Raw genomic sequence first — 23,939 nt, 5'->3', positions numbered from 1 at the left:
TTCCCGCTGAATCTTATTTAGAATAACCAATTAATTTATTGTTCCTGTTCCGGCATTAAAGTCGAGGCTGATAGTTTTACCCGCAGCAACATTTACGCGTGGTTCCTGATCGCCGCCATTTCCGCGATACTCAATAACTCCTGCTCTGAGGATAAATTCCATTCTCCACCAGTCGCCGCCTATAGATGAAGCCGTTGATGAAGCATACATACGAAGATCTCCTGCGCCGGTAGTTGTGATATCCATTGTTTTAGTCACCGGATTCACTGTGAACGGATATGTTTCGGTAGACCATCCGCCGAAGCAGTCTCCCATACCATATACTTTGGCCGGTTCGATGGTCAGCACATCATTTTTCAGGTCTATATAAACAATATACATACCATCAGTCGTTATTTTTGCATCGCCTCCGTCAATGGTGAAACCTACATTCGTACCGAGTTGGTTGAAGTCTCCGCTCCACGCTTTCTTAGGTGACCATTTGAACTTCTTACCTCCCGTCATGTAACGGATACACCAGAATTCTCCTTCTTTATCATTTACAGGAGTCATGGTTACAATGCCTGGTTGTGACCAGTCAAAATTTCCAAATTCTTCGCCGATCATATACATTTCGGTCGGGAAAGCCGGAGCCTGAAAATAAGGAGTCAGTTCGAGCGATAAGACATTAGAGAATACTGTATCCGGTTTATTGATTACCGTTCCGTTTTCCAAAGCTACCACAGCTGCAATACGCATGCTGAAAAACAGGGTACTTACTGTACCGGCAGCTTCGTCATAGGCGCCGAATTTATCAATTGCCCATTTACTCAATTCTGCCCCTGAGAGAGCTTTGGAGTAAGCGCTTTTACCAACAGCAACCTGATATTTAGTTTCAAAGTTTTCAGTAGTATCCATTTCAAGAATATACTCCACAACAATATCTTTTCCAAAATTGGCTTTCGACCAATTCAATATGGCAGGGAAAATCTCGTATGTTTCGGCTGTCACTTCGATATTTGTCGAACCTTCTACCGACAGGGATGGAGGTGTAGCGTCGTCAACGGGCAAAACGTACATTTTGTCTTCGTCTTTGCTACATGCCGAGAATATAATCAGCGGCAATAGAAATAATAATATATGAATCTTTTTCATAATGGTTTCTTTTTTAGTCTGGTTAATAGTTAGGGTTTTGCTTCAAATTAGGGTTAGCCGTAATATCTGTAGACGGGATAGGGTAGATATTGTAGTGGCTGCTCACCGAGCGTCCTTCTTTTGTTCCACCTTTCCATTCCCACATGTAGCGCGCTGTGGTGAAATATCCGTAACGAACGAGGTCGGTACGACGATGACATTCCCAATACAATTCGCGTGCTCTTTCGTCCAATATCTCGTCAAGGGTAACTGCCGCAAAACTTCCGTAATTTTCAGTCGAGTTTCCAAAAGCTCTTACTCTGAGAAGGTTCATATAAGTCAATGCATTAGCATCGGAACCTGTACCTCCACGCTTAACAGCCTCGGCATATATCAGATACATTTCGGCTAAGCGGAACAATGGAAAATCGGTATCGGCAAAGTTGGTATTTGTACCGCCAACTCCTGCCGAAGTAATATTACGGAATTTATAGCTTGCCAATCCGTGATAGAAATCGGTCACATCGGTGATTACCGGAGTATCTCCAGCCAATAGCTTACGTCCGTCGGCAGCATCAAATTTTTCTGAGAATTTACCTCTTGTCCTGTTTCCACCCCATGCGCCGGAAAGACCGTAAGATAATCCATGATCCGTTTCGAGTTTAGCTGTAAAGCTCGAATTGATAAGGAACGATGTACCTCCATAGTTGCGGGTATAGGTTCCGTCATAGTTTATCGACAAGATGATTTCATTATTATTCAGATTGTTATCCGCAAGGAATAAGTCTTCGTAATTAGGTTTGAGCGTATAACCGGCATCGATAACCATCTTGCTATAAGTCGCAGCCTCGGTATATTTTGCTGTTCCCGTATACACTGCTGCATTCAGATAGAGGCGAGCAAGTAATGCCCATGCCGCGGCTTTATCGGCACGTCCGTATTCATTCTGACGTGGCTCTTGTAACAGATCTTTAATCTCTAACAGTTCAGATTCGATGTAGGCGAATAAATCTGCGCGTTTAATCTGCTCTGGCATATCATCTAATGGGGAATTTTCATCAACAAATGGAGGATTACCATACAAATCCATTAATACCCAATATTGGAATGCTCTGAGAAATCGTGCTTCGGCATTGAAATATCCAATTTCTTGTACTTCTGTAGCCGAAAAACCCTTGCCGTTTACAATACCATCAGCCGAGTTCTGAATAAAGCTGTTCGCATACATGATGTGTGTCATCGAACGGCTATATAATCCTCTTGTGAACGGATTACTGGATGAGAAGTTAATATAATTCAGTCCCGAAATACCATCGTCGCTCCATATACACATAACTTCGTCAGTCGGTAATTCCTGTGCATTGAAGAATCCACGTATAAAGTCAGCATAGCTACCTTCGTCGAGCCCTGAAATATCACCGCTCCCGGCAGGACCACTGTTACCTGTAAGCGTGTAACCTCCATATACTTTAGCTAATGCTTCTTTGTATCCGTCAAATGTGTTATAGACTTCTTTGTCTGTACTATCATTACTTGGAAATCTGTCGAGATCGCTGGTACATGATGTTGCCATCATTACCGCCAATCCTAAAGCCAGACAAGCAATTTTGTTGAATATATTGATCTTTTTCATAATGATTCGGATTTTTGCAAATTAAAAATTAAGGTTCAATCCTAATACAAACGTGCGAGGATTAGGATAGAAGTTATTATCTATACCTCCGGCAATTTCAGGATCTACACCATCGTATTTAGTCAGTGTGAAGACATTTTGAACAGTGAAATTGGCTTTCAGGTTCACATTGTACTTCTTACTGATTTTCCCGAAATCATATCCTACATTGATATAATCCATTTTCAGGAACGATGCATTCCGAACGTAGTAGTCAGAAAACAGGTTACGATTGTAGAACTCTGTCTTAAGAATATTCTTTGGAGCATTCATCAGGAATTCGTTCGGATTGAGTACCTGATTGAAGTTTCCGGCATCCGAATAGATATTGTTGTACATATAGTTACCTAAACTTGCACGCAAAGCTGTACCTACCGACCACTGCTGGTAAGTAAAGTTGGTATTGAAACCGAAGAACCAGTCAGCCTCAGGCTTTTTGTAGCGATAGCGGTCATTTTCATTTACTACTCCATCTCCATTGAGGTCAGCATATGCGCCCTCAATAGGTTTTCCGTTCGTATCATATAGTTGTTTATATACATAGAACGCATTCGGAGCGTAACCTACCGAGTGTATTTGTACTGTACTACCTGTACCTCCGGATATACCTCCGGTAGTAATTCCTGCATTATTCTTATCATTCTTTGATAATTGTGTGATTTCAGATTTATTATAAGTCGCATTGAATCCTAAATCCCACTGGATATCATTCGATTGAATAGCAACAACATTTACATTGAACTCAACTCCTTGATTATTTAGTTTTCCTATGTTTTTTACAATCATATTAGTATAATTACTTCCGAGTGGAAGATATACCAATGCAAGCAAGTCTTTTGTCTTTTTGTAATAGTAATCAACTGCTCCATTTACACGTCCATCGAAGAAACCATAGTCGAGACCGACATTGTATGTCTGGGTTTGTTCCCATTTACGATCCTTATCATAGCCATTCGGACGCCACATCTGATAGAATTGGTTACCAAGTTGTACGCTTGCAGAGCTTTCGCTATACGAATAGGTCGGGATATATTCATAATTTCCTACTTCTTGCTGTCCTGTAACACCATACCCTAAGCGAAGTTTCAGATTAGACAATTTATCAAATCCGCTCATAAAGTCCTCTTCACTTAATCTCCATGCTAATGCTACCGAAGGGAAAGTACCCCAACGATTATCCTTACTGAAGCGGGAAGATCCATCGCGACGTAATGTTGCTGTCAATAAGTAGCGTTCTTTGAACGTATAGTTGAGACGTCCAAAATATGAGATCAATGTATTCTGATAAGTTACAGAAGGGAAAGCCGGAGCTTCGGCAAGAGGATCTCCATCATACGTTGTAGCTGTATAATTGTAATCTTTCGTTTTCCAATCCTGATAAGTATATCCTCCCATCACATCGAAACGGCTGTCTATCTCTTTCAAATCTTTAGCATAGTTGAGATAGAACTCCATCAATAAGTTTCGCTTATTCTGCTTATACTTACTGCGTTCTCCACCTATACTTCCTCCTGAACCCGGAATACCTTCATTATAATAAGCTTGTGGTCCCCATTTTTGTACAACCACATTCCCTTTTCCCTGAGAAATATCATATCCCAAGTTCAGGTTCGCTCTCAATTCCGGCAAGAAATGCATTTTATAATCGAACTGGGCATTACCGATACTACGATACACGTCCGACTTATCATTTTTACTCTTCAAAAGGGCTACAGGGTTTTTGGTCGCATTATTATTGAGCTTACCACCTTCTAACCATGCCCAATATCCATTAAACTCGTCAAAGCCACTGGCTTTAACCGGTTGAGTCGGATCCATACGAAGGGCAGCGCCAATAGCATCGCCGTTACCAAAACGTTGATTGGTATATGTTCCTTTCAGATTGATGTTCACAGATAGATGATCCTGAAGAAACGTAGGAGAAAGACTTATTGCTCCTGTCGTACGTTTCATGTTATCCGTATCGAGGATACCATCCTGATCGAGATATGATACAGATACACGATATGGCATATTCTTGTACGAACCGCTCAAACTCAAGTTATTATCAGTCGTAAATGCCACACGGTAGATCTCATCCTGCCAGTCAGTATTGGCTGTACCTAATAAGTTGTTAAAACGTGTCGGTTTAGGGTTGATTGGATAATTATCAATAGCCCACCCCACTGCCTCTCTGAACTGATTAGCCGACATCACATCCACTTTCTTGCTGTTGTAAGAAAGTGAATTCTGAGTAGAAAGGTTTATGTTTAGCTTTTGTCCGGCTTTTCCCTTTTTCGTAGTAATGAGAACAACCCCATTCGAAGCACGCGAACCGTAGATAGCAGTTGCCGAAGCATCTTTCAATACGTTCATCGATTCGATGTCGTTCGGGTTGATGGTAGACAAGGCATCTGAAGACCCTGATATTCCGCTGACATCGAGCGGAACACCGTCAACTACGATAAGCGGATCGTTTGACGCATTCAACGACGCTCCACCACGAATACGAATACGGCTACCCGATCCGGCACGTCCCCCGTTTGAGGTGATTTGCACACCTGCTACCTTACCGGTAATCAGCTCGGTAGGAGATGTCATCACTCCTTTTTGGAAATCCTTTTCGCCGATTGCTGTTATCGATCCGGTGAGGTCGCCTTTTTTAACGGCTCCGTATCCGATAACAACCACTTCGTCGAGCATCTCAGCATTTTCTTTCATTGTCAACGAAATCTGAGTTCTTCCGTTAACAGCTATTTCTTGTTTAGTGAAACCCACAAATGAGAATTCGAGAACCGCATTTGCCGGAACAGCTATCTCATAAGCTCCGTCCAAATCGGTTTGCGTACCATTTGTTGTTCCTTTTTCGATCACACTTACACCGATAAGGGCTTCACCTTGAGAGTCGATAACGACACCTCTTACTGTTACCTTGTCGGTTTGGGCTGAAACGCTGGTCAGGATGAAGCAACCAGCTAACAGGAGAAAGAACCTCCTCATTTTTTCCAGTTTGATTTTCATGGTCAATTTATGTTTTTAGAGTTAGAAGATTTAGAATGTTAAAAGATGTAACTCGCGTCTTTTACACTAAAACAAAATTAATCGGGAATTAGTTGGTTTGTAGGGGTAGGTAAAGGGGATAAGTAAACATAAAAATAATACAATGTGCTAATAATAAGAAATATAAGAAGCATTAAAATAACAAAAAAGTAAATATTAAAAATTCTTTTAGTAAGTAAAAACAGGTAAATCGAGCGGATATTCTTAACAAAAAAAGACAAATGACAGTGACGAAAATATCGCTAATGAATTATCCCTGTCAAATCCTTTTTAGAAAGATCGAACGAAAACAAAGAGGGCGGATTATACGTTCGTGTGCTTTTTTTCTCCTTCAATTGTATGACGTTTCCTTCGGAAAGGACTTTTCGTTGAAAGTTTCGCCGGTCGAATGTTTTCTCTAATATAATCTCGTAAATCTTGCGCAACTCGCTCATAGTGAACTTCTCAGGCAGGAGTTCATAGCCCACGGGTATCACCGGCAGCATAGCCCGAATGTTCGCCAAAGCAGTTTCTACAATATTCTTGTGGTCAGAATAGAGAGGAGGTAAAGTTTTTGCATCGTACCATCTCAATACGTCCTTTGTATCATTGGGCAAAGCAACACTGTCATATTTCACAAGCGCAAAGTAACCCATACTTATAAATCTCCGCAGAAACCATTCCACTTTTTTCCCCGACGTAACATTTTGCCGCACAAAATCCATATTCTGATCCATGATAGTACGCGCCGGATCGCTAAAGAGATGAAACTGTTTCAGAAAAATATTTTTCAATCCCGTATAGGATTCCAATATACGATGGGCAGCCTGATCGGCATTTTCTTCGTGAAACATAAAGCCACCGAGTAAAGCCCAATAATTGCGCAATCCGAGTTCGCGTAAGAGAACTTTCAATTTTCCCTTATGGAAGGTCAGAATTACACAATCGACGGAAAAACCGGGATGGATATTATCTTCTGTATATGGGCCAAAATGGTTTGCTGACATCGTTATGTTTTTTACTGATACATTAATGATTGCTGTCTATATTTTTTAGTTGCCCTATCTGCCGCACAGCTTCGGGGAAATTACTCTTATCCACCTTCGCCTTATTACGGATCTTAAGCCTATAGTTATAAACCGTCTGCGTAGAATAATGCAGGAAACTCGCTATTTTCACACTATCGCTGATTCCCAGTTTTACGAGGGCATAGATGCGGAGTTCGGGGCTTAGCAATTCACCGTCCTTAGGCGTAACATGCTCATCGTCGCACAATAGGGAGTTAAATTCTTCGATAAAGTCGGGATAGATATTGAGAAATATCGTGTCGAAACTTTTATAAAACTCCTTCAACTCGTCCCCCACAAAAGAGGCAGAGCTGGTTTGCTTCAACAATTCGTCCGTCTGGTTTGCTTTTATCTTCCTGTTGACACGCTTCCTGAAATCGTCGAGCTTATCGATATAGGAAGAACACATCGTGAATACATAACCGATATATTCTTCTTTGACGTGGTCGGATTCCGACAACTTCTTATTCAGGTCGTTCAAATCTTCATTTATCTGTTTCAGATCTTTGTTGGTTTCTCTCAACGAACGCCTGGTAGCCGCTAATTCCTTCAACTTCTTATAAATATAAAGGAGCGATATCACCAACACAACAACGAGGGTAATAATGATAATCAATAAGATAATCAGGTTGTTCCATTCCTGTTTCACTTTCATATCATATGCCGCATTGATAATCGGGAGCATACGCGATATCTCGAGCGTCCGAAGCCGCGCTTTACAGAAGATGGCATCTTCCAGCGAACATTTCATATAATTATACGAACGGCTGATATCTCCATCGGCATAAATCAATGCTGCCAATTCGGGCAGAGACATATACTCTTTCACCCCGCAGCGGAGATCATTGATCGCCGAAATGGCCAGATATTTCTTCTGATTCAGCGAATCGCCCTTCGCGGCATATATCTGGCTGATGGTATAAGAGATCATACCCACCGTCCTGCTATCATTCTGATTGGTACTATAAACAAGCGTAGCCAATTCGAGCGCCTCATCGCAATGCCCGCTCATCATCAACTTGCTGGAAAGGACTTGCTGATAACCTATATTGTCGGGATCTATTGTCGACAGAATAGAATCTTTATACTGGTACTCCAGTTTCAGATATTCTTTTCTTTCCTTTTCGGAAAAAGAATACTGTGCCATAAGCATATACAGCGAATGATATAAATGGTAAAGGTACGATTGCTCATCATTTCGCTTATATTTTGAACGATCTTGCTGATTTAGAATCTCTAAAGCCTCCTTATACATACCCGTGACCATCATCACCTCAGCCTGATTCAGTTCGCCGTATATCTTATACATATCAGCATCAGCCGTATGCTTCAGGTCTTCCGATAATTGCATCCGTTTGTTGGCAATCACCAAAGCCGAATCCATCTGGAAAGACTTGTATTCGTCAAATACCTGAGCGTATATAAAAAACCGGACTTCGTCCGAAACCGCCTGATGGGCTCTATTCTCGAGGTCTTGAATAATCGCCTTTTTCTGAGCAGTATATGCAGCACGCTCTTCTATCGTCTTATCCAATACTTTCAGGAGTGAATCGAGTTGATTATCCGATATATTCGAAGAAAAAACAGTTACTGTCGGAACAAGACATAACAGAAGGATAATAAGAATTTTTCTCATAGACTCTTAAAGTATTCTATTGGAGCTACAAAAGTAATAATAAAATAAGAAAAAGCAGGTGGCAGGAACTTTTCTATTTCTTCAATGGAATAACCATATTCCATGTTTTTTCGAAGTTCCACGGACTCGGCCCCGTTCCCGTAGCAGCAAAAAAGTATGCCGGTACACCGTCTTCCATAAGCAAAAACGGACGTTCGAAATTCGCCTGATGTGTCGTAGTTCCATTATCCCATGCGATTGTCTTGGAATAGGCTTTCACCGGATCAGACAGCGTCCAGTTCACCCCATCCGGCGAGGTTGCATGCACACCGCCACCCTCTTCGCCACAGATATGTCCGAAGCGGTCTTTCATAATCAGTTCATATTCTTCCCCGTTGAACCACACAAACGGATCTTCCACATCGTTATCCTGATTCTCTGCCGTATCGAAGCGGAAGATAGGATCGTCTGACAAGCGTCGATATTCTCCACGAGGCGAATCGGCTTCGGCTACTCCTAATAGCAACGGAGGTGCTGAGCTTCCGGTAGAAGATTTATACATCAGCAATATTTTCCCTGTTTTCGGATTGACAACAGGCGAAGGATTGGTAGTAATGGAAGAATCCCATTTCCCCTCGCGCGGTTCAAGCACGGGTTTATCGGCACGCTCCCAAGGGCCATAAGGCGATGCCGACCATGCCAGTCCGATGCGTTTATTCATCCACGCTTTTTCGAACCAGTCATCCACACGCTTCTCGCCGGGCTGTGGTACAGGATAGTCGTATGTTGTACCAAAGTAATAAATATAATAAAGACCGTCGTATTTTATCACACGCGGATTATGCGTAACCAATCCGTCGAAATATTCTTTTCCGCGGGGAGGAAGCGTAACATCCGAAAATGTATAAGGGCCTTCGGGTTTATCTGCCACAGCATGTACCACTTGGGAGTGTGTCACCCACGACTCGAATCCCAGATCTTTATGCCAGCGGTCGGCAAACATGTGGTATTTGCCATCTTCACCCTTTATCACGGACGAACCCCAAATCCAATAATCATCCATAGCAAATCCGCCATCCACAGGGGCTGGGAGCAATCTGTCTATAAAAGCTGCGTCTTTCTTCTCTGACGAAGCACAATTGGAGAAGATTAAAATAATAAGGCTTAGGAAAAATAAGGCGCCGATCTTTTTTTGACTTTGATAATTCATGGTATAATTTACAATTAGGTTATTAAGTTAGTCTAATGCAAATATAACCTTTTTAGAAAAATATTTCGGCCTTATATCCGTTTTTATCTCATCAACAATATGAATATAAACAACTAATAACATCATATACACTGACAGATGGATAAGTTTTTATATCTTTGCGACTTAAACTAATTTTTATTGACAAATAAACCTATTTTCCCTTTTCTTATGAAAAAAAGCATTTCTATCCTTATATTTCTGTCACTCCTTTTGCTGGCATCGTGCGATAATACGCCCACCCTCACCATCAACGGAAGTCTGGCAGACAACACCGACCTGAACGGTAAAAAACTCTTCCTGTATACATTGAATGTAGATAGTATGACGACCAAAGGCCCTGTCCTGACCGACTCGGCTGAAATCAAAGACGGAAAATTCGTATTCAACACGAAGTTGGGCAATACTCCACAACTCGGCGTGTTGGGCATGAAAAAAGAAGACAAAAAAGCAGGAGAGCCGGCATTTCAGGATATGTTTATCATCATCGAACCAGGAACAGTGAATGCTACGGTGGATAAGCAGTTGGTGACCATCGGCGGAACGCCCAAAAACGATAGCCTCAACAACCAGATGTATGTTTATGCCAACAAAATAGCAGCATTGGATGAGGAAATCGAAGAAATCGACAAGAAAAAAGATTCGATGACAAAAACTGAATTGAAGGAAAAAAGCACCGATATAGCATCGCGGATGAAAAGCATATCGCGCAGTTCAAAAAAAGGTATATTCAGCCTCCTGAAAGATAATATGGATAATCAGGCAGGAGAAGCCATGTTTTTCACCTTTGCCAATTACTTCGGCAAAGAGCAAATAGCAGAATTGATTGCCATAAGCGATACTTCTTTCCAGAACAGAGAGCAAGTAAAAAACCTAAAAGAATCGATAGATCTCCGCATCGAGTCGGATGCCCGCTATGTAGGTAAACCGTTCGAGGTTTTAAGGCTAACAAATGTCAAAGGATCGGAAGAATTGTTGTCGAAGCACGTAGGAAAAGGCAAATATGTATACCTTTACTTCTGGAGACAATCACAAGAGTGCTTCAGTATATTGGGCGCATTGATACCCATCTATGATGCATACAAGGACAAAGGGTTCGAACTGGTGTGTATTTCGTTGGATCAAGACAGAAAAACGTGGTTAGAGGCTGTACAATATGGTTTGCCGGGAGTACAGCTATTCGATGCCAAGTTTGCATCACCTGAAGTATACGATTTCGGAGCCATTCCATATACATTGTTTATCGCTCCCGACGGAAAAGTATTGTCTATCAACATAGCTCCTGACGAACTGGAAGATAAGTTAGAAGACGCATTAAAATAATTAAAAAATCAAATAAGAATAACCACGATGAAAAAGATTCTAATCCCCCTGTTTGCTGTAGCCGCATTGGCTGCATCATGTGCCGATAAGAACGCATACACCGTAACAGGCCACGTCACAAGCGACAGCTACGACAGCACCTATGTATACCTGAATCAGGTAGAAGAGGAATTGAAAAAAGATCCTGCTGCTCAGCCTGTAAAACTGGATAGTGCATTGGTGTTGAACGGTTCGTTCACATTCAAAGGTGTAGCTCCTGCCACATCTTTGCAAACGATTGTTTTCGAGAAAAAGCCAAACGAAAGAATGCCCAAATCGATTATGTTCGTTGCCGAGCCGGGAAACATCGAAGCTACTTTGGACAGTACATCCACAACTATCAAAGGGACTGCTAAAAACGATGAGTATCAGGCATTCATCACTCAAATGCGTACCTCGCAGGATAAAAAACGCGATCTGTATAAACAATATCAACAGAATGCAGGAAAAGACAAAGCTTTGGACGAACGCATCGATAAAGAATATGAGGCGATAGACAATCAGGAAAAAGAAGTGGTATTCGAGTTTATCAAAACCAACCTCGATAATCCGCTGGGTATCTACTTCTTCCAACGCAATGGCGGAATGTTCGCGCCCGATAAAATCAAATCGATTTTGGCAACTCTCCCTGCCGATAAGAAAGGATATGAAAGCATAACCCGCCTCGAAAGTTATGTAAATGCAATAGAAAACACTGCCGAAGGCAAACCGTTTGTCGACATCAAAGGGAAAGATCCGAAAGGTCAGGATATCGCCTTGTCGGAATATGCAGGCAAAGGAAAATATGTCTTAGTCGACTTCTGGGCATCATGGTGTGGCCCGTGCCGCAAGGATATGCCGGAATTGGTAAAACTCTATGCTAAATATAAGCCTAAAGGCTTGGAAATCGTCGGCGTATCACTCGATCAGGATGAAAAAAGCTGGCTTTCGGGACTGAACGCGATGAATATGACATGGCCGCAAATCACCGATCTTAAATTCTGGGAAGCTCAAGGTGCTCAGGATTACGGAGTGAAATCGATACCGGCAACTGTACTGATAGACAAAGACGGAAAAATCATAGCACGCGGTTTGCGTGGCGAAGATTTGGCAAATAAGCTTGCCGAATTGATGAAATAACAATTAGAATATGACTAAAAAACTTAACATTATACTCGGATTGCTCCTGATTTCAGGGGCAATCCTTGCTCAAAAAGGCAACTACACACTCAACGGAAAACTTTTCGATTCTTCATACGACGGGAGCACTGTATCCTTACAGTCGCTTGATTATAAGAATCTTTCGGATGTCAATACGATAGATACTACATCCGTATCCGGTGGCAAGTTTCAGTTTACCGAAGCAGCTCCTAATGTCCCCGAAATACGCATCATCGCCATCAGCAACGGAAATACGGAAGAAGATATTTTCTCCTTCTTCATTGCCGAACCTGCAACGATAGAGATGCAGTTGACCGAAAACAGCATCGTTATTCAGGGTGGGACATACAACACCAAACACGAAGCGCTGCAACAAACATTGCGCGGCTATTACAGCAGATTCTCCGCATTAGAGGAGAATGCCCAAAAGGCTTCGGAAGAGGGAACACTCGACGAGGCAATGATGCAATCGCTGACTGCTACCGCACAGGAAATTATGTCGCAGATGAGCGAAACTGTTTTCAGTTACACAAAAGAAAATATGCAAAATGGTATTGGTGAATTCTATTTCATCAACTATGCTTCGCAATTTTCGATCCCGCAAATGACCGAGTTATATACAGCATCGAGTCCTTCGTTCCAGAAAGAAGCGGCTATCTCGAGCATCATGCAGAAATATGTATGGAGCCAAGATGGTGTCGCTATCGGGACTAAATTCAATGGGATAACGTTGGAGAACATCGACGGAAAAAGTCAAAACATTAGCGACTACATCGGTAAAGGCAAGGTTGTCCTGGTCGATTTCTGGGCATCGTGGTGTATGCCATGCCGCAAGGAAATGCCGGAGCTGGCACGTTTCTACAGCGAACAGAAAGATAATGGTTTCGAATTAATCGGTATTTCGCTCGACGATTCTGCTCAGGATTGGAAAACTGCCGTAAGTACCATGAAAATGGTATGGCCGCAGTTCCTCGGCGATGGAGGCTGGAATGGTAAAGCTGCTCAACAATATGGTATTACCCGTATTCCGCAGACTTTTATCCTCGACCGCGACGGAACAATCGTTGCACGCGATTTACGTGGCGCTCAAATGGAAGCTAAGATATTGGAATTATTGGCTAAATAACCAATACACTACCATCCAAAATAAAGAAGCCGGCTCAATCAAAAAGCCGGCTTTCTTATTGTCTATTATAGTCCAAATCAGTCTTTTATATAACCTTCGTTATAGAGCAATGCTATTGCTTCCATCATCATGCAACCGCTGAGTTCACCTCTGAGTTTAACGTCGTAGGTCAATGGTTTCTCTTCCCAGTTGGATCCATAGAATACAGATCCTCCATCAGGCTTGAGCGTACCATTCTCCCACAATGTTTTTCCATTATTTTTCATAAATGTCACATAACGCAGGCGGGCAAAATCAGGAAGATCGTCTTCCATAACCAATTGAGTGAAATAGCGGACAAAGATACCTTTAAACAAGTTCACATCATGGTTTTCTTGCTGCCCCCAATCATTTAATATGCCGTTGGCGCTACGATTGGCGATAGCATAATCGGCCATCTTGATGGCATCATTCAGATACACTCCGTCTCCTGTTATATGATACAATTCCAAGGCTGCTCCCATGAAAGTACCAAAGTTATACAAGAAATCATTATTCTTGTTGTTGATATCTTCAAAAACACGTCCGGTAGATGGAACAAAACGATTTTCTTTAATCCATTCATAAATCATCTTAGCCCATTCCAAATTATTAAGGCTTACTGTTTTTCCCGGAACCAGATAAGATTCAGTATCACCATATTTAATCCATCGGCGAGCGGCAATGATAGCTGCCGGACCATTGGCAGGGATTCCTTTGCTTTCACCTAAAGCATCGGAAGGTATACGCCATTTGATTCCTCCACCTTCATAGTCGCTCCAGCCTTGTGTGATCCATGCCCAGAGTTCTTTGGCCGACTGTTCGTAGCGAGTATCGCCTGTAGCTTCGAAAGCTCTCATGTGAGCCAAGCCATGCCAGCCCATATCGTCATAGTACTCATTCTCCCAAGTTCCGCCGCCATGATACCAGTTTTTGGCTTTCACGCCATCATACCAGTCGTAGATACGGTTCTTGTAAAAATCGTCATTTGTCCGCAGATAGGCATCGACCAAAACGTCTAAGCCATGAGCTTCGGGCCAATAGTCGTTCGTTGTCGGGTTGCCATGAGCATCATCGTTAAAGAAATGCCCTGTCGTATTCCAATAGTCGACAGCTAATGTCATGCTACTACTGTCGGCAGCAGCATTCCAGTCTATCGCTATTGTATCGTCGTATAGGTATTTATCGTCCACCTTGCTGCAAGATGCTAATAACAGCACACTCGTCAGGGACAAGAATATTAATTTCTTCATAAGCTGATATATTTTTATAATAAGGGTTGAGGAAGTTTTCTTTTCGGTCAACCCTTATTAGTTTTTTACTTAAATTTTACTCAACAGTATGTCTGTATACACCATCGCCTTGCATATAAACCGTCAAAGTAACATTTGCACCATCAAATGCAGAAGCAAACTTCCATTTGTGATCCCATTGATTAACAGGAGTATAAATGGCCAGATTGTAATATTCTGCTGCTCCAGAAGGCGTTCCGTCTTCTCCGGCATTCTCTGGTCCCCAATCTTCGAGTTGTGTAGCTGTTGTCACTCTAAATTTATAGCGTTGGTCGCGTCCCCAGCTTTCTTGTTTGAATGTTACAGGTCCTGTACCTTTCCATATACCTTTTCCTTGGTATGCAAGAGGCCATTCGGTAGCACCTGTCGGACAGAAATAGAATTCTACTCTTTGTATTTCAGTAAACGTTACCGATGCTGTAGAGAAGTCAAGCACAATATGATAAATACCTGATGTCTGAGTAACTGTTCCGCTCTCTGTTCCATGTTCGCTTTGTTTGATCAAACCATCAATATAGAATGTTTTGAAATCAGGATCTGAAGTTGAGGTTTTACTTACCAGCTGATATGTCTGACCTGAATTCAATTCTGTATAGATTTCAAATATTTGTTTACCTAAATTTTTGAATGGAATAGCATCTGACAAGTTTGTTCCGGCTTCCGAACCTGTTCCTGTAATATACAATTCTGCAGGAGTTTGCTCCGGAGTAAAACCAGCTAAACGAGTATATGACAATTCGCGATGTACTGAAGAGATTGCTGTATTGATTCCTCTTGAGGATCTAACAGTCCAGATAACAGTCGTTGATTCACCCATATCCACTCCGTTAAGTTCAGCAACTAAACTCAGGATTTTATGAGAAACCGAAACTCCCGCCAAAGATCCATTTCCGTCTGACGGCATTACATAAAGAGGGTTAGAGAAGTCTCCTCCAAGTTTATCAAATATAATTTCATAAATCGCAGGACCGCTGTCTTCTGTTCTTGCAGGCTCCCAAGAGAAATAAGATGATCCTTGAGGATCTAACAGAAGAGTCTTTCCATCGACAGGCTCATATAGTGTTTCTACCGGAGTGACTTTTGCATTCTTAAACTTCATATCTTCTGTACAAGACACCATTATTAAAGAAAGTGCAAGCAGAATTAATATTTTATTCAACATTGTTTTCATAATAATCTTTTTTTTAATTTACTAATTATGTGTTTTGTTAATATTAATAACCTGGGTTATTTGGTTTCAGGTTAGGATTCAAATCCACCTGATCCAAAGGTACAGCCCAGAGATAGTCTCTATTTGTATTGAACTTGCGTTCGTCAAATATGATATGTGCTGTTCCTCCATTGGCAAATTTTGCACCCCTGACAGGTTTGTCAAAGAATTCGAGGCCGGCTTTCCATCGTACTACATCGTGGTAACGGACACCTTCCATCGCCAATTCCGAACGACGCTCGTTGCGGATTAACGCTCTCATATCATCAGTCCCTAAAGTAGGATAATCTACAGCTCCCGTGGCAGTAAAGCCTGCTCTTTGGCGGACAAGCTTAATTGTTGCATCCCATACGGCAGAACTCATGCGGTTTTGCTCGAACATAGCTTCGGCATACATCAACAATATATCAGCATAGCGAAGCAGGATGATATTAGTGCTTTGCTGTATGCTTGCTTCGTGGTCAGGATCCCAGTATTTGCGGATATAGTATCCGGTAGATGTACTGTTACCTACGCCCCATTTATCAGGGCTACTGCCAGTTGAAGCATCATTCGGATCAATCTTGATCACAACCGAACTGCCATCTTCTTTTATCCAATTGCAGTCATGGTAAACGATGCTGTAATCGAGGCGAGGATCACGATTTACGTATGGCATATTCGGATTATAAGATGCGTCGGCAATTGTTTTGCCGTTTTTCATTATATACGAATCTACCAACTCTTGCGTAGGTGCGCCATCGTTGAGATATGCCCCTTGAGACATTGGAACGCGGGCATACATTTCGCCCCATGTTTTTACGGCAGGAACAAAAGCATAATCGAAAATTACTTCTTCATTATATTCGTTCAGCGATTGGAACAATCCTTCGTAATCAGGATACAGTGCGTATGTTCCATAGTTAGCCTGATCGTTGATCAATCTGCCGGCATAGTCCTCTACTTTGGCCCAGTTGCTTTCGTACAAATATACACGTGCCTGAAAAGCACAAGCGGCTCCGCGTGTTACACGTCCATTATCGCTTGCAGCCAATTGATCTCTTGTCGGCAACAACGGCATAATTTCGTCCAGCTCGTCGTGGATAAACTGCAACACTGTCGCTTTCGGCGTACGGCTTATCGTTTTCGCATCAGCCAACGAAATATCTGTTGTGAAGAAAGGAACATCGCCATAGAAACTAACCAAACGGAAATAGTTCCATGCACGGATAAAACGGACTTCGGATGTTCTTTTCGCTTTGTAAGCATCGTCCATATCAGGAACACGGTCTACATTATCCAGATATTTATGACAGGTTTTAATGCCGCCATACATGTCTTTCCATTCGCCTTTGAACATATCTAATGAGGCATCGGCCAATCCGGCACGTACCCGGCGGGTATCTTCCCAACTACGACCATTGAACACATTATCGCTCAATGCTTCGTCTTTCCACATTTTATCAGCGCCATACATCTGCCGATATGCCATATTCACCATCAGGTCGGAGTTTTTGACCGACTGCCAGAAGTTTGCATCCGTAAACTTATCCTTCGGTGCCTGGTCCAAGTTGTTACAAGCCGAAAAGGCAAGTAAAACAACAGCTGATAAGAGTATATTTTTAAAACTTATTTTTCTCATAATTTTTCTTCTTTAGAATTCGATATCGAAACCAAAACCGTAATATTTCAATGACGGATAGTTACGTGCACTGTTTGCACCAACGCCATTACGTCCTCCCATGTTTGAGTCGAACTCGGATGATTCGGGATCAATAAAGGAGTTATTGCTGAATGTCAGTAGGTTTTGTCCGTTGATATAAGCACGTACTTTTCCAAGTCCAATTTTCTGTGTTAAATGTTTTGGTATAGTATATCCTAATTGGATATTTTTGAGACGCATATATTTTCCATCGAGAACGTACAAGTCAGAACCTTTAAATTCCCAGTTGTTGTTATGAGACGAACCACTCTTTGTCAGTCTCGGCCATCTTGCGCCGGTATTGGTAGGTGTCCAGTAATCCAGCTGATGTTTGTAGATTACATATGAATAACCACCGTGGATAGGCTCTACCAACTCTCCGCGGACAAATTGCTGACGTTTCAATACTCCTTGCCAGAACATGCTGAAGTCGAATCCTTTATATGAAACATCGTAAGAAAGTCCGAATGAATAACGAGGGAATCCGTTTCCTAAGTATGCACGGTCTTTTACGTCGATAACACCGTCATTGTTGCGGTCTACGTACTTAACATCACCCGGTTGGAGAGAAGATGGATCAACTCCTGCCGGAAGGGCTGAGTTATTTATATCTTCCCTGCTCTTGAAGAAGCCTGCTGTTTTATATCCATAATATGATTTGAAAGGCATGCCTTCGCGGATAATGGTATACAACTGGTCATTGTTATCTATTTGCTCAAAACCTTCGAACTTCAGGACTTTATTCCAAGAGTCCCCGATATTTGCCATAAAGTTATGGTTGAATTCTCCTGTTTTCAAGAAATAGTTGATTGTTAAGTCCCAACCTTGGTTTCGCATTTCACCTACATTATAGTCGTTGAGTTCTCCACCGAATACTGTTGGTACTTTAGGTTTCAAAAGGATGTCTTTCGTCACCTTGTTGAAGTAGTTGGCTGAGACTGACAATGCACCGTTGAAGAAAGAAGCATCGAGTCCGATGTTGAAGTCGTTGGTTTTTTCCCATTTGATATTTTCATTCCCCAACTGGAAGCCTGCCGCACCAACCGAATTGTTATTAAATCCGTATTGATCCGAATATGTTTCGTATGCTGTCATAAATTGATAATCACCTATCCGCTGATTACCTAATACCCCGTAAGTTACACGCAATTTGAGGTCTCCTCCAACTGCCTCTTTGTAGAAGTTAAAGAATTCTTCTTCCGAAAGTCTCCATGCCAATGATGCCGATGGGAAGAAGCCCCATCTGTTATCTTTCGCAAATTTAGAAGCTCCATCGTAACGGAAGCTACCTTCGGCATAGTATCTGTCTTTGTATGAATAGTGCAAACGTCCGAGGTAAGAAATGATCGACCATTTATTTGCTCCTTGCAGCGAACTATTGGTGCCTTTATACTCTTCGTTTCCTGTGGTAGGAGTTCCCAAATCGGGATCGACATTGGCTATTTTAACCTCATTTGTTTTTCTGCTATACGATTCGTTTGTTATACCGGCCAAAGCGGTAATGGTATGATCCCCAAATGTTTTGTTGTAATCCAGCAATAACTGATAATTCAACTGGCGAGCATCCGCATTAAAATCTTCTACTGAGTTTTTAGGGTTCATATATACAAACGGATCTGCATTCTCAGCAGCCCCTTGTCTGTAAAGGCCTACTGTATTTCTTCTGATAGAACGATGATCAGCAAAGATTTCGGCACCGAAAATACCTCTCAGTTTCAATCCGTCGATTATTTTCGCTTCCATATTCAGGTTTACATTCACATAATCGTTGTTATTCAATTCACGACCTGCATTGTGTAATCCTGCCAATGGGTTCTGGTCTGTCAGTAAGTCATTTACTACATATCTGCCATACTGGTCTTTCATTCTGGTATTGTAGTATGCCGGAATACGTGTAGAGTTGATGATAGCATTACCATCTACGCTCTTTTTGTTATCGTTGCGGGTGTATCCCAAAATCGATGTCACTTTGAAGCGGCCATACTCTGCAGTAATGTTCGAACGAAGGCTATAGCGCTGAATACCATAATTAGGACCTACAAAGTTGCTTTCCTGATCGTAGTATCCTGCCGAGAACATATAGGTTGTATGCTCACTACCACCCGAAACACTCACGTTATATTGCTGTTGCAATGCAGTCTGGAAGATTTCGTCCGGTCCCCATTTTTCTTCGCTTCTGCGATCGTAGAGATCCTGAATTTGAGCGGGACTATATTTAGGAGTAGCACCCGAATTAGTCAGTGCCAAGTTCCACAATGTAGCATTCTGCCATCCGGCTACCGGGCGGAAGAGTACTTCAGGATCCTGGTATCCTACTTGTCCACTCAAGCGTACGATAGGACGTTGGTTCTTTTTACCGGTTTTGGTAGTAACCACTACTACCCCATTGGATGCACGCGAACCATAGATAGCCGCTGTACTGGCATCCTTCAATACCGAGATGTTTTCGATATCAGACGGATTCAATTTGTTCAAACTATTGTCGTCCGAAACGAGCCCATCGATTACGATAAGCGGGGAGTTGTTATTCATCGTAGAGATACCGCGAATGTTGACGTTCATCGTATTATTATTCGGGTCCATACTACGTTGCTGGATAACCAAACTCGGAGATGCTCCCTGCAATGCTTGTTGCACATTCGCTACGGGACGGTCTTCCATCATTTTTGCCTTGATTTGGTCTACAGCACCTACCGCGCTCTTGCGTGTAGTGGTACCATAACCGATCACGACAACGTCATCCAAAACCTTGGCATCTTCTTTCATTGTAACATTCAACGAAGTCCTGCCATTTACAGACACTTCTTGCTGAGTGTACCCGATATACGAAAATTGTAAAACATCGGTAGGTTTACAGTTAACAGTAAAATCTCCATCGATATCAGAGATAACCACTTTGTCGGTTCCTTTTACTTTTACACTGACACCAATCAATGGCTCGCCCTCACCGTCTTTCACAAAACCTTTTACGGTTATTTCGGAGCCGGCTTGTTGCGTTACACCGGTCTGTGCATATCCCGCTGTGGGCGCGCCCACGAATGCAAAGGACATCAATAAACCGGCTAACATTATTAGCTTATATTTTTTGTTAGTCATACCATAACTATTTTTGTTAATATTAAAATGTGATTTCTTAATCTAAGATCTGATTTACTTTTGGTTCCTTGGTTGTACTTTTCCTACATAGACTTTGGTTAGAAGATTAAATATTTTCACTTGTTTTCCATATTTCTTATTTAAGACTAAATAAGACGTTTGAGAGAGTTTAAGTTTTTCGGTTCATTCACATAGTTTTTGCATGGTTCATCCAACTATTTCAACCGTCGGCGACATGCATAGATTTAAGAGTTAGTTTGTTCATTTTTCTCATAAGTTAAAGTTCTTAGTTATTTCAGGTTGAATTCTTGTATAATTAGTTGCTTTATTATTCGATAACGGCTGCCCATCCGCCGTTTCTAACCATTTTTATGTTGATGGCATCTGCCTTCTTCACTTGCGATGTCTTTCTGCGATAATCCATTGCTTGACGGCCTGCATTTATTCCATCTTCGAAATGTGTCATCGTATATGTTTTCCCTCCATTCAGAAAATCGAGCCTGATTATCAGCTCCCGCTCTTTCCCATTCGTTATGCCTCCGATATACCATTTATCGCCTTTCCGCTTTGCTACTACAATCACTTCCCCAGCTTCGGCGGCGAGAGCTTTTGTTTCGTCCCACGTCACAGGTACTTTGGTGATGAATTCGGTACATTCGCGGTTGTTATAGTAGAGAGTAGGGTTGTCGCAGAGCATTTGCAAACCGCTTTCGAAGAGAACGAACAACGCCATCTGATAGGCTCTCGTCCCTACGCTTGCCGAGTTCGGACGATTACCGCAATAAACATTCGGTTGCATGTTGATCATCGCACCGGGAGTGAAATCCATCGGCCCTACTGCATTCCGCATAAACGGAAGGTAAATCGTATTGTTTGGCTGGCAACCGCTCATCTGCTCCAATCCTCTTACCCCTTCATACGAAAGGACATTCGGATAACGGTATTCTAATCCGGCCGGCTTGAACGAGCCATGGAAATCAACAAGGATGTTGTATTTGGCAGCTTCTTTTGCTACACGTTCGTAATAGTCGACCATCCATTGATCGCTACGATCCATAAAGTCTATTTTAACCCCTTTCACGCCCCATTCGGCAAAGGTTTTGAATACATCCATGTGGTTTTCTACACACAACCATGTCAGCCAAAGGATGATACCGACATTTTTTTCTTTTCCGTAACGGATCAGTTCGTGTACATCCACTTTAGGATTAGGAGTGTACGGATCGAAGACGGTCATCGCCCAGCCTTCGTCCATAATAATATATGGGATACCGAATTGTGAGGCAAAATCTATATAATACTTATACGTATCTAAGTTGTAGCCCGAAACAAAATTCACATCCGGCCCGTATGGCGAAGCATCGTTCCACCATTCCCAGCTGACTTGTCCCGGTTTAATCCACGAAACGTCTTTCAATTCGCTTTTAGGCGCCAGTTTCACAGGCATTGTATTTTCGACAAGCTCTCCGTCGTTCTTCGCTATCATGAAATAGCGCCACGGATAGCTTCTTTTGGCCGCTGTTTTGGCTATATAATCAGCTTCTTTCAGTATTTTCAGGCTACGATCGCCATCTTCCCCGAATTCGAGCGGCACTTTTGGCGAAACCGAAGTCATTCCGTTTGTTCCCGTTCCTTTAAGGAAAAGGCACGGATAATCGAATACATCGAACTCGGAAATTAATATCTTATAGTCTTTCTTCGTATCGAGGAGCACAGGCAGATTAGACATCTTGTCCGACGGGCTCCATTCGTTCGTATTCAGATGAGAATAGGATTCTTCGTAGTTTGTCTTGAAGCTACCCGCCTGTTGCAGATGTGCTAAATAAACTGAAGGGAAGTTAATGGCAAAAGTTTCGCCCTGAACTTGTACTTTTCCTTGTTTATCACCTTTCAGGTTGGTAACGAAGCGGTATGCTATCCCTTCGTCATAGGCTCTGAATTCTACCGAATAACCTCCTTTGAAAGTCAGGAGAAGCTGATTATAAGTGTTATCGACCGTAGAAAATTTGAACGGGACGACAGGATTTATCGTGGATGATTCCGATTTGACTTTCTTGCTTGCCAAGCGGGGTTTCTCGCCCAACTGATTGCCGTCTACGGTCATCTGCAAAAAGCAATCTTTCAACAGCAATTCGCCATTACAGGCTATATCATAATAGATTTTATCATCGATTCGAACGGAAAGTGTCAGTTTTCCGTCGGGTGAAGTCAACTTCGACTCTTGTGCCTTCAGTATGCCCGACACAATAAGAGCCAATGAGAGAAGAAATAAGATTCTCATTTTATTTTTCATAATATTCCTAAGGTTCTCGTTGTTTACTGGCAAAAGGTTAATCTTTTTAACTTTATTGCCCTTATTTTTTGTAAAACAATGCTAATACCAAATGTATGTGGATTCATTCGAATACAATGTGTTATTTTTTATAAAAAAAAGAGGATGTCATAAAAATAGACTATTACGTCACAAATCAAAACTTGCACACCCCGCATTTAACCCTATTTACGTTCAAGAGGTAAAACAAAATTATCTCGCTTACCTCAGGAGAATCGGACAACAACAAAAACTTTTAATACGTACTATTGACGCACGAAAAAGAAAAAGATACTCCCCGGCAGGGGAATATCTTTCACTATATCTTATCAGAAACGGGATACTTATCTTTGGGCAAGATAAGTTGATGACAAAACAGTCTGTTTGAATGCCATTACTCCCTGAGATGAAAGTTCAACATGTTGTTCTTTACCGTTTTGCAGGTAAACAATAACATTATTTTCATCTTCGAATTTGAACAGCTTATGTTCTTCGTTTGCAGTGGCAACGCTCCACGTTTTTGTCTCTTTGTCGTAGACAAGATTCATTTCCGTACCTTCTTCATTCTGAATGTGATAACCGTTTTCTTGTGTCTCGATGGTGTACATGATTCCGTTCTTACCTTCTACCTGCTTCACTTCGCCGAGTTGAACAGGATTGTCTCCCGTCCAGAATTCGATGGAGTTAACGACTAATATGTCTGCCAGGAAACATACCTCATACACCGGTACTATCCACAAGGCAATAAAGACAAGTTCGTTGACAAATTTACTGTCGATTGTCTGGTTCCAACTCAAGACCTTATTGGTCAGATTAAAAGACCCGATACATGACGAAAACATGATACAGCCTGATAATGCTAATACTGTAGCTACTGATAAAAAACGCTTTTTCATTTGAATCACTATTTTAAGTTACTACTCCTATACCTTATTCACGATCATCGCTTTTTAGGTTAACGGGATATAT

At 41.9% G+C, this 23,939-nt stretch carries 15 protein-coding genes; 3 read left to right on the top strand and 12 right to left on the bottom strand.

The window, feature by feature from the left end:
- Window positions 1-30: 30 nt before the first annotated feature.
- From D0T66_RS10760 to D0T66_RS10735, 6 genes are all read right to left on the bottom strand, one after another.
- A complete protein-coding gene (locus D0T66_RS10760) occupies window positions 31-1,134 on the bottom strand; it encodes a SusF/SusE family outer membrane protein (RefSeq protein ID WP_163357287.1) in 1,104 nt (367 codons plus the stop codon).
- Window positions 1,135-1,156: 22 nt separating this feature from the next.
- The gene (locus D0T66_RS10755) at window positions 1,157-2,746 is read right to left on the bottom strand and encodes a RagB/SusD family nutrient uptake outer membrane protein (protein ID WP_221412213.1); all 1,590 of its coding nucleotides are present in this window, start codon (window positions 2,744-2,746) and stop codon (window positions 1,157-1,159) included.
- Window positions 2,747-2,767: 21 nt separating this feature from the next.
- Window positions 2,768-5,785, bottom strand: coding sequence for a TonB-dependent receptor (locus D0T66_RS10750; protein ID WP_221412212.1), 3,018 nt, complete (start codon window positions 5,783-5,785; stop codon window positions 2,768-2,770).
- A gap of 281 nt (window positions 5,786-6,066) precedes the next feature.
- The gene (locus D0T66_RS10745; RefSeq protein ID WP_163357286.1) at window positions 6,067-6,810 is read right to left on the bottom strand and encodes an NUDIX hydrolase; all 744 of its coding nucleotides are present in this window, start codon (window positions 6,808-6,810) and stop codon (window positions 6,067-6,069) included.
- Between the two features lie 22 nt (window positions 6,811-6,832).
- Window positions 6,833-8,506, bottom strand: coding sequence for a DUF6377 domain-containing protein (locus D0T66_RS10740; protein WP_163357285.1), 1,674 nt, complete (start codon window positions 8,504-8,506; stop codon window positions 6,833-6,835).
- Window positions 8,507-8,579: 73 nt separating this feature from the next.
- Window positions 8,580-9,695, bottom strand: a complete 1,116-nt coding sequence (locus D0T66_RS10735; RefSeq protein WP_163357284.1) for a glycoside hydrolase family protein — start codon at window positions 9,693-9,695, stop codon at window positions 8,580-8,582.
- A gap of 210 nt (window positions 9,696-9,905) precedes the next feature.
- Here D0T66_RS10735 and D0T66_RS10730 point away from each other — a divergent pair, with 210 nt between their 5' ends.
- The 3 genes from D0T66_RS10730 to D0T66_RS10720 are packed head-to-tail and all read left to right on the top strand — an operon-like array spanning window position 9,906 to window position 13,362.
- On the top strand, window positions 9,906-11,057 hold the full coding sequence (locus D0T66_RS10730; RefSeq protein WP_163357283.1) for a DUF4369 domain-containing protein: 1,152 nt from the start codon (window positions 9,906-9,908) through the stop codon (window positions 11,055-11,057).
- Window positions 11,058-11,084: 27 nt separating this feature from the next.
- Window positions 11,085-12,215 carry a TlpA disulfide reductase family protein gene (locus tag D0T66_RS10725; protein WP_163357282.1) on the top strand — a complete coding sequence of 377 codons (1,131 nt, stop codon included), beginning with the start codon at window positions 11,085-11,087 and terminating at the stop codon, window positions 12,213-12,215.
- A 10-nt stretch (window positions 12,216-12,225) separates the two neighbouring features.
- Window positions 12,226-13,362 (top strand): TlpA disulfide reductase family protein, encoded by a 1,137-nt coding sequence (locus tag D0T66_RS10720; RefSeq protein ID WP_163357281.1) that lies wholly within the window; start codon window positions 12,226-12,228, stop codon window positions 13,360-13,362.
- A 77-nt stretch (window positions 13,363-13,439) separates the two neighbouring features.
- On the opposite strand, the gene D0T66_RS10715 is transcribed toward D0T66_RS10720, so the two are convergent.
- The 6 genes from D0T66_RS10715 to D0T66_RS10690 all read right to left on the bottom strand — a co-directional run bounded on the left by D0T66_RS10715 (window position 13,440) and on the right by D0T66_RS10690 (window position 23,866).
- Window positions 13,440-14,633, bottom strand: a complete 1,194-nt coding sequence (locus D0T66_RS10715; RefSeq protein WP_163357280.1) for a glycoside hydrolase family 76 protein — start codon at window positions 14,631-14,633, stop codon at window positions 13,440-13,442.
- Between the two features lie 76 nt (window positions 14,634-14,709).
- On the bottom strand, window positions 14,710-15,843 hold the full coding sequence (locus D0T66_RS10710) for a SusE domain-containing protein (protein ID WP_255489806.1): 1,134 nt from the start codon (window positions 15,841-15,843) through the stop codon (window positions 14,710-14,712).
- 43 nt (window positions 15,844-15,886) lie between these two features.
- On the bottom strand, window positions 15,887-17,503 hold the full coding sequence (locus D0T66_RS10705; RefSeq protein WP_163357279.1) for a RagB/SusD family nutrient uptake outer membrane protein: 1,617 nt from the start codon (window positions 17,501-17,503) through the stop codon (window positions 15,887-15,889).
- A gap of 12 nt (window positions 17,504-17,515) precedes the next feature.
- Window positions 17,516-20,659 (bottom strand): TonB-dependent receptor, encoded by a 3,144-nt coding sequence (locus D0T66_RS10700; RefSeq protein WP_163357278.1) that lies wholly within the window; start codon window positions 20,657-20,659, stop codon window positions 17,516-17,518.
- 328 nt (window positions 20,660-20,987) lie between these two features.
- Window positions 20,988-22,940 carry a glycoside hydrolase family 97 protein gene (locus D0T66_RS10695; RefSeq protein WP_185154836.1) on the bottom strand — a complete coding sequence of 651 codons (1,953 nt, stop codon included), beginning with the start codon at window positions 22,938-22,940 and terminating at the stop codon, window positions 20,988-20,990.
- A 374-nt stretch (window positions 22,941-23,314) separates the two neighbouring features.
- A complete protein-coding gene (locus D0T66_RS10690) occupies window positions 23,315-23,866 on the bottom strand; it encodes a DUF3332 domain-containing protein (protein WP_163357276.1) in 552 nt (183 codons plus the stop codon).
- Window positions 23,867-23,939 lie beyond the last annotated feature (73 nt).

Origin of the sequence: Dysgonomonas sp. 25 (genome assembly GCF_010501075.1) — a bacterium.
GTDB lineage: Bacteria > Bacteroidota > Bacteroidia > Bacteroidales > Dysgonomonadaceae > Dysgonomonas.
This window is presented reverse-complemented; position numbering and strand designations above follow the sequence as displayed.

What these genes read in the sequence shown, in the direction of transcription:
- D0T66_RS10760 (WP_163357287.1), bottom strand. Translation starts at nt 1,134, where the DNA reads ATGAAAAAGATTCATATATTATTATTTCTATTGCCGCTGATTATATTC.
- D0T66_RS10755 (WP_221412213.1), bottom strand. Translation starts at nt 2,746, where the DNA reads ATGAAAAAGATCAATATATTCAACAAAATTGCTTGTCTGGCTTTAGGA.
- D0T66_RS10750 (WP_221412212.1), bottom strand. Translation starts at nt 5,785, where the DNA reads ATGAAAATCAAACTGGAAAAAATGAGGAGGTTCTTTCTCCTGTTAGCT.
- D0T66_RS10745 (WP_163357286.1), bottom strand. Translation starts at nt 6,810, where the DNA reads ATGTCAGCAAACCATTTTGGCCCATATACAGAAGATAATATCCATCCC.
- D0T66_RS10740 (WP_163357285.1), bottom strand. Translation starts at nt 8,506, where the DNA reads ATGAGAAAAATTCTTATTATCCTTCTGTTATGTCTTGTTCCGACAGTA.
- D0T66_RS10735 (WP_163357284.1), bottom strand. Translation starts at nt 9,695, where the DNA reads ATGAATTATCAAAGTCAAAAAAAGATCGGCGCCTTATTTTTCCTAAGC.
- D0T66_RS10730 (WP_163357283.1), top strand. Translation starts at nt 9,906, where the DNA reads ATGAAAAAAAGCATTTCTATCCTTATATTTCTGTCACTCCTTTTGCTG.
- D0T66_RS10725 (WP_163357282.1), top strand. Translation starts at nt 11,085, where the DNA reads ATGAAAAAGATTCTAATCCCCCTGTTTGCTGTAGCCGCATTGGCTGCA.
- D0T66_RS10720 (WP_163357281.1), top strand. Translation starts at nt 12,226, where the DNA reads ATGACTAAAAAACTTAACATTATACTCGGATTGCTCCTGATTTCAGGG.
- D0T66_RS10715 (WP_163357280.1), bottom strand. Translation starts at nt 14,633, where the DNA reads ATGAAGAAATTAATATTCTTGTCCCTGACGAGTGTGCTGTTATTAGCA.
- D0T66_RS10710 (WP_255489806.1), bottom strand. Translation starts at nt 15,843, where the DNA reads ATGAAAACAATGTTGAATAAAATATTAATTCTGCTTGCACTTTCTTTA.
- D0T66_RS10705 (WP_163357279.1), bottom strand. Translation starts at nt 17,503, where the DNA reads ATGAGAAAAATAAGTTTTAAAAATATACTCTTATCAGCTGTTGTTTTA.
- D0T66_RS10700 (WP_163357278.1), bottom strand. Translation starts at nt 20,659, where the DNA reads ATGACTAACAAAAAATATAAGCTAATAATGTTAGCCGGTTTATTGATG.
- D0T66_RS10695 (WP_185154836.1), bottom strand. Translation starts at nt 22,940, where the DNA reads ATGAGAATCTTATTTCTTCTCTCATTGGCTCTTATTGTGTCGGGCATA.
- D0T66_RS10690 (WP_163357276.1), bottom strand. Translation starts at nt 23,866, where the DNA reads ATGAAAAAGCGTTTTTTATCAGTAGCTACAGTATTAGCATTATCAGGC.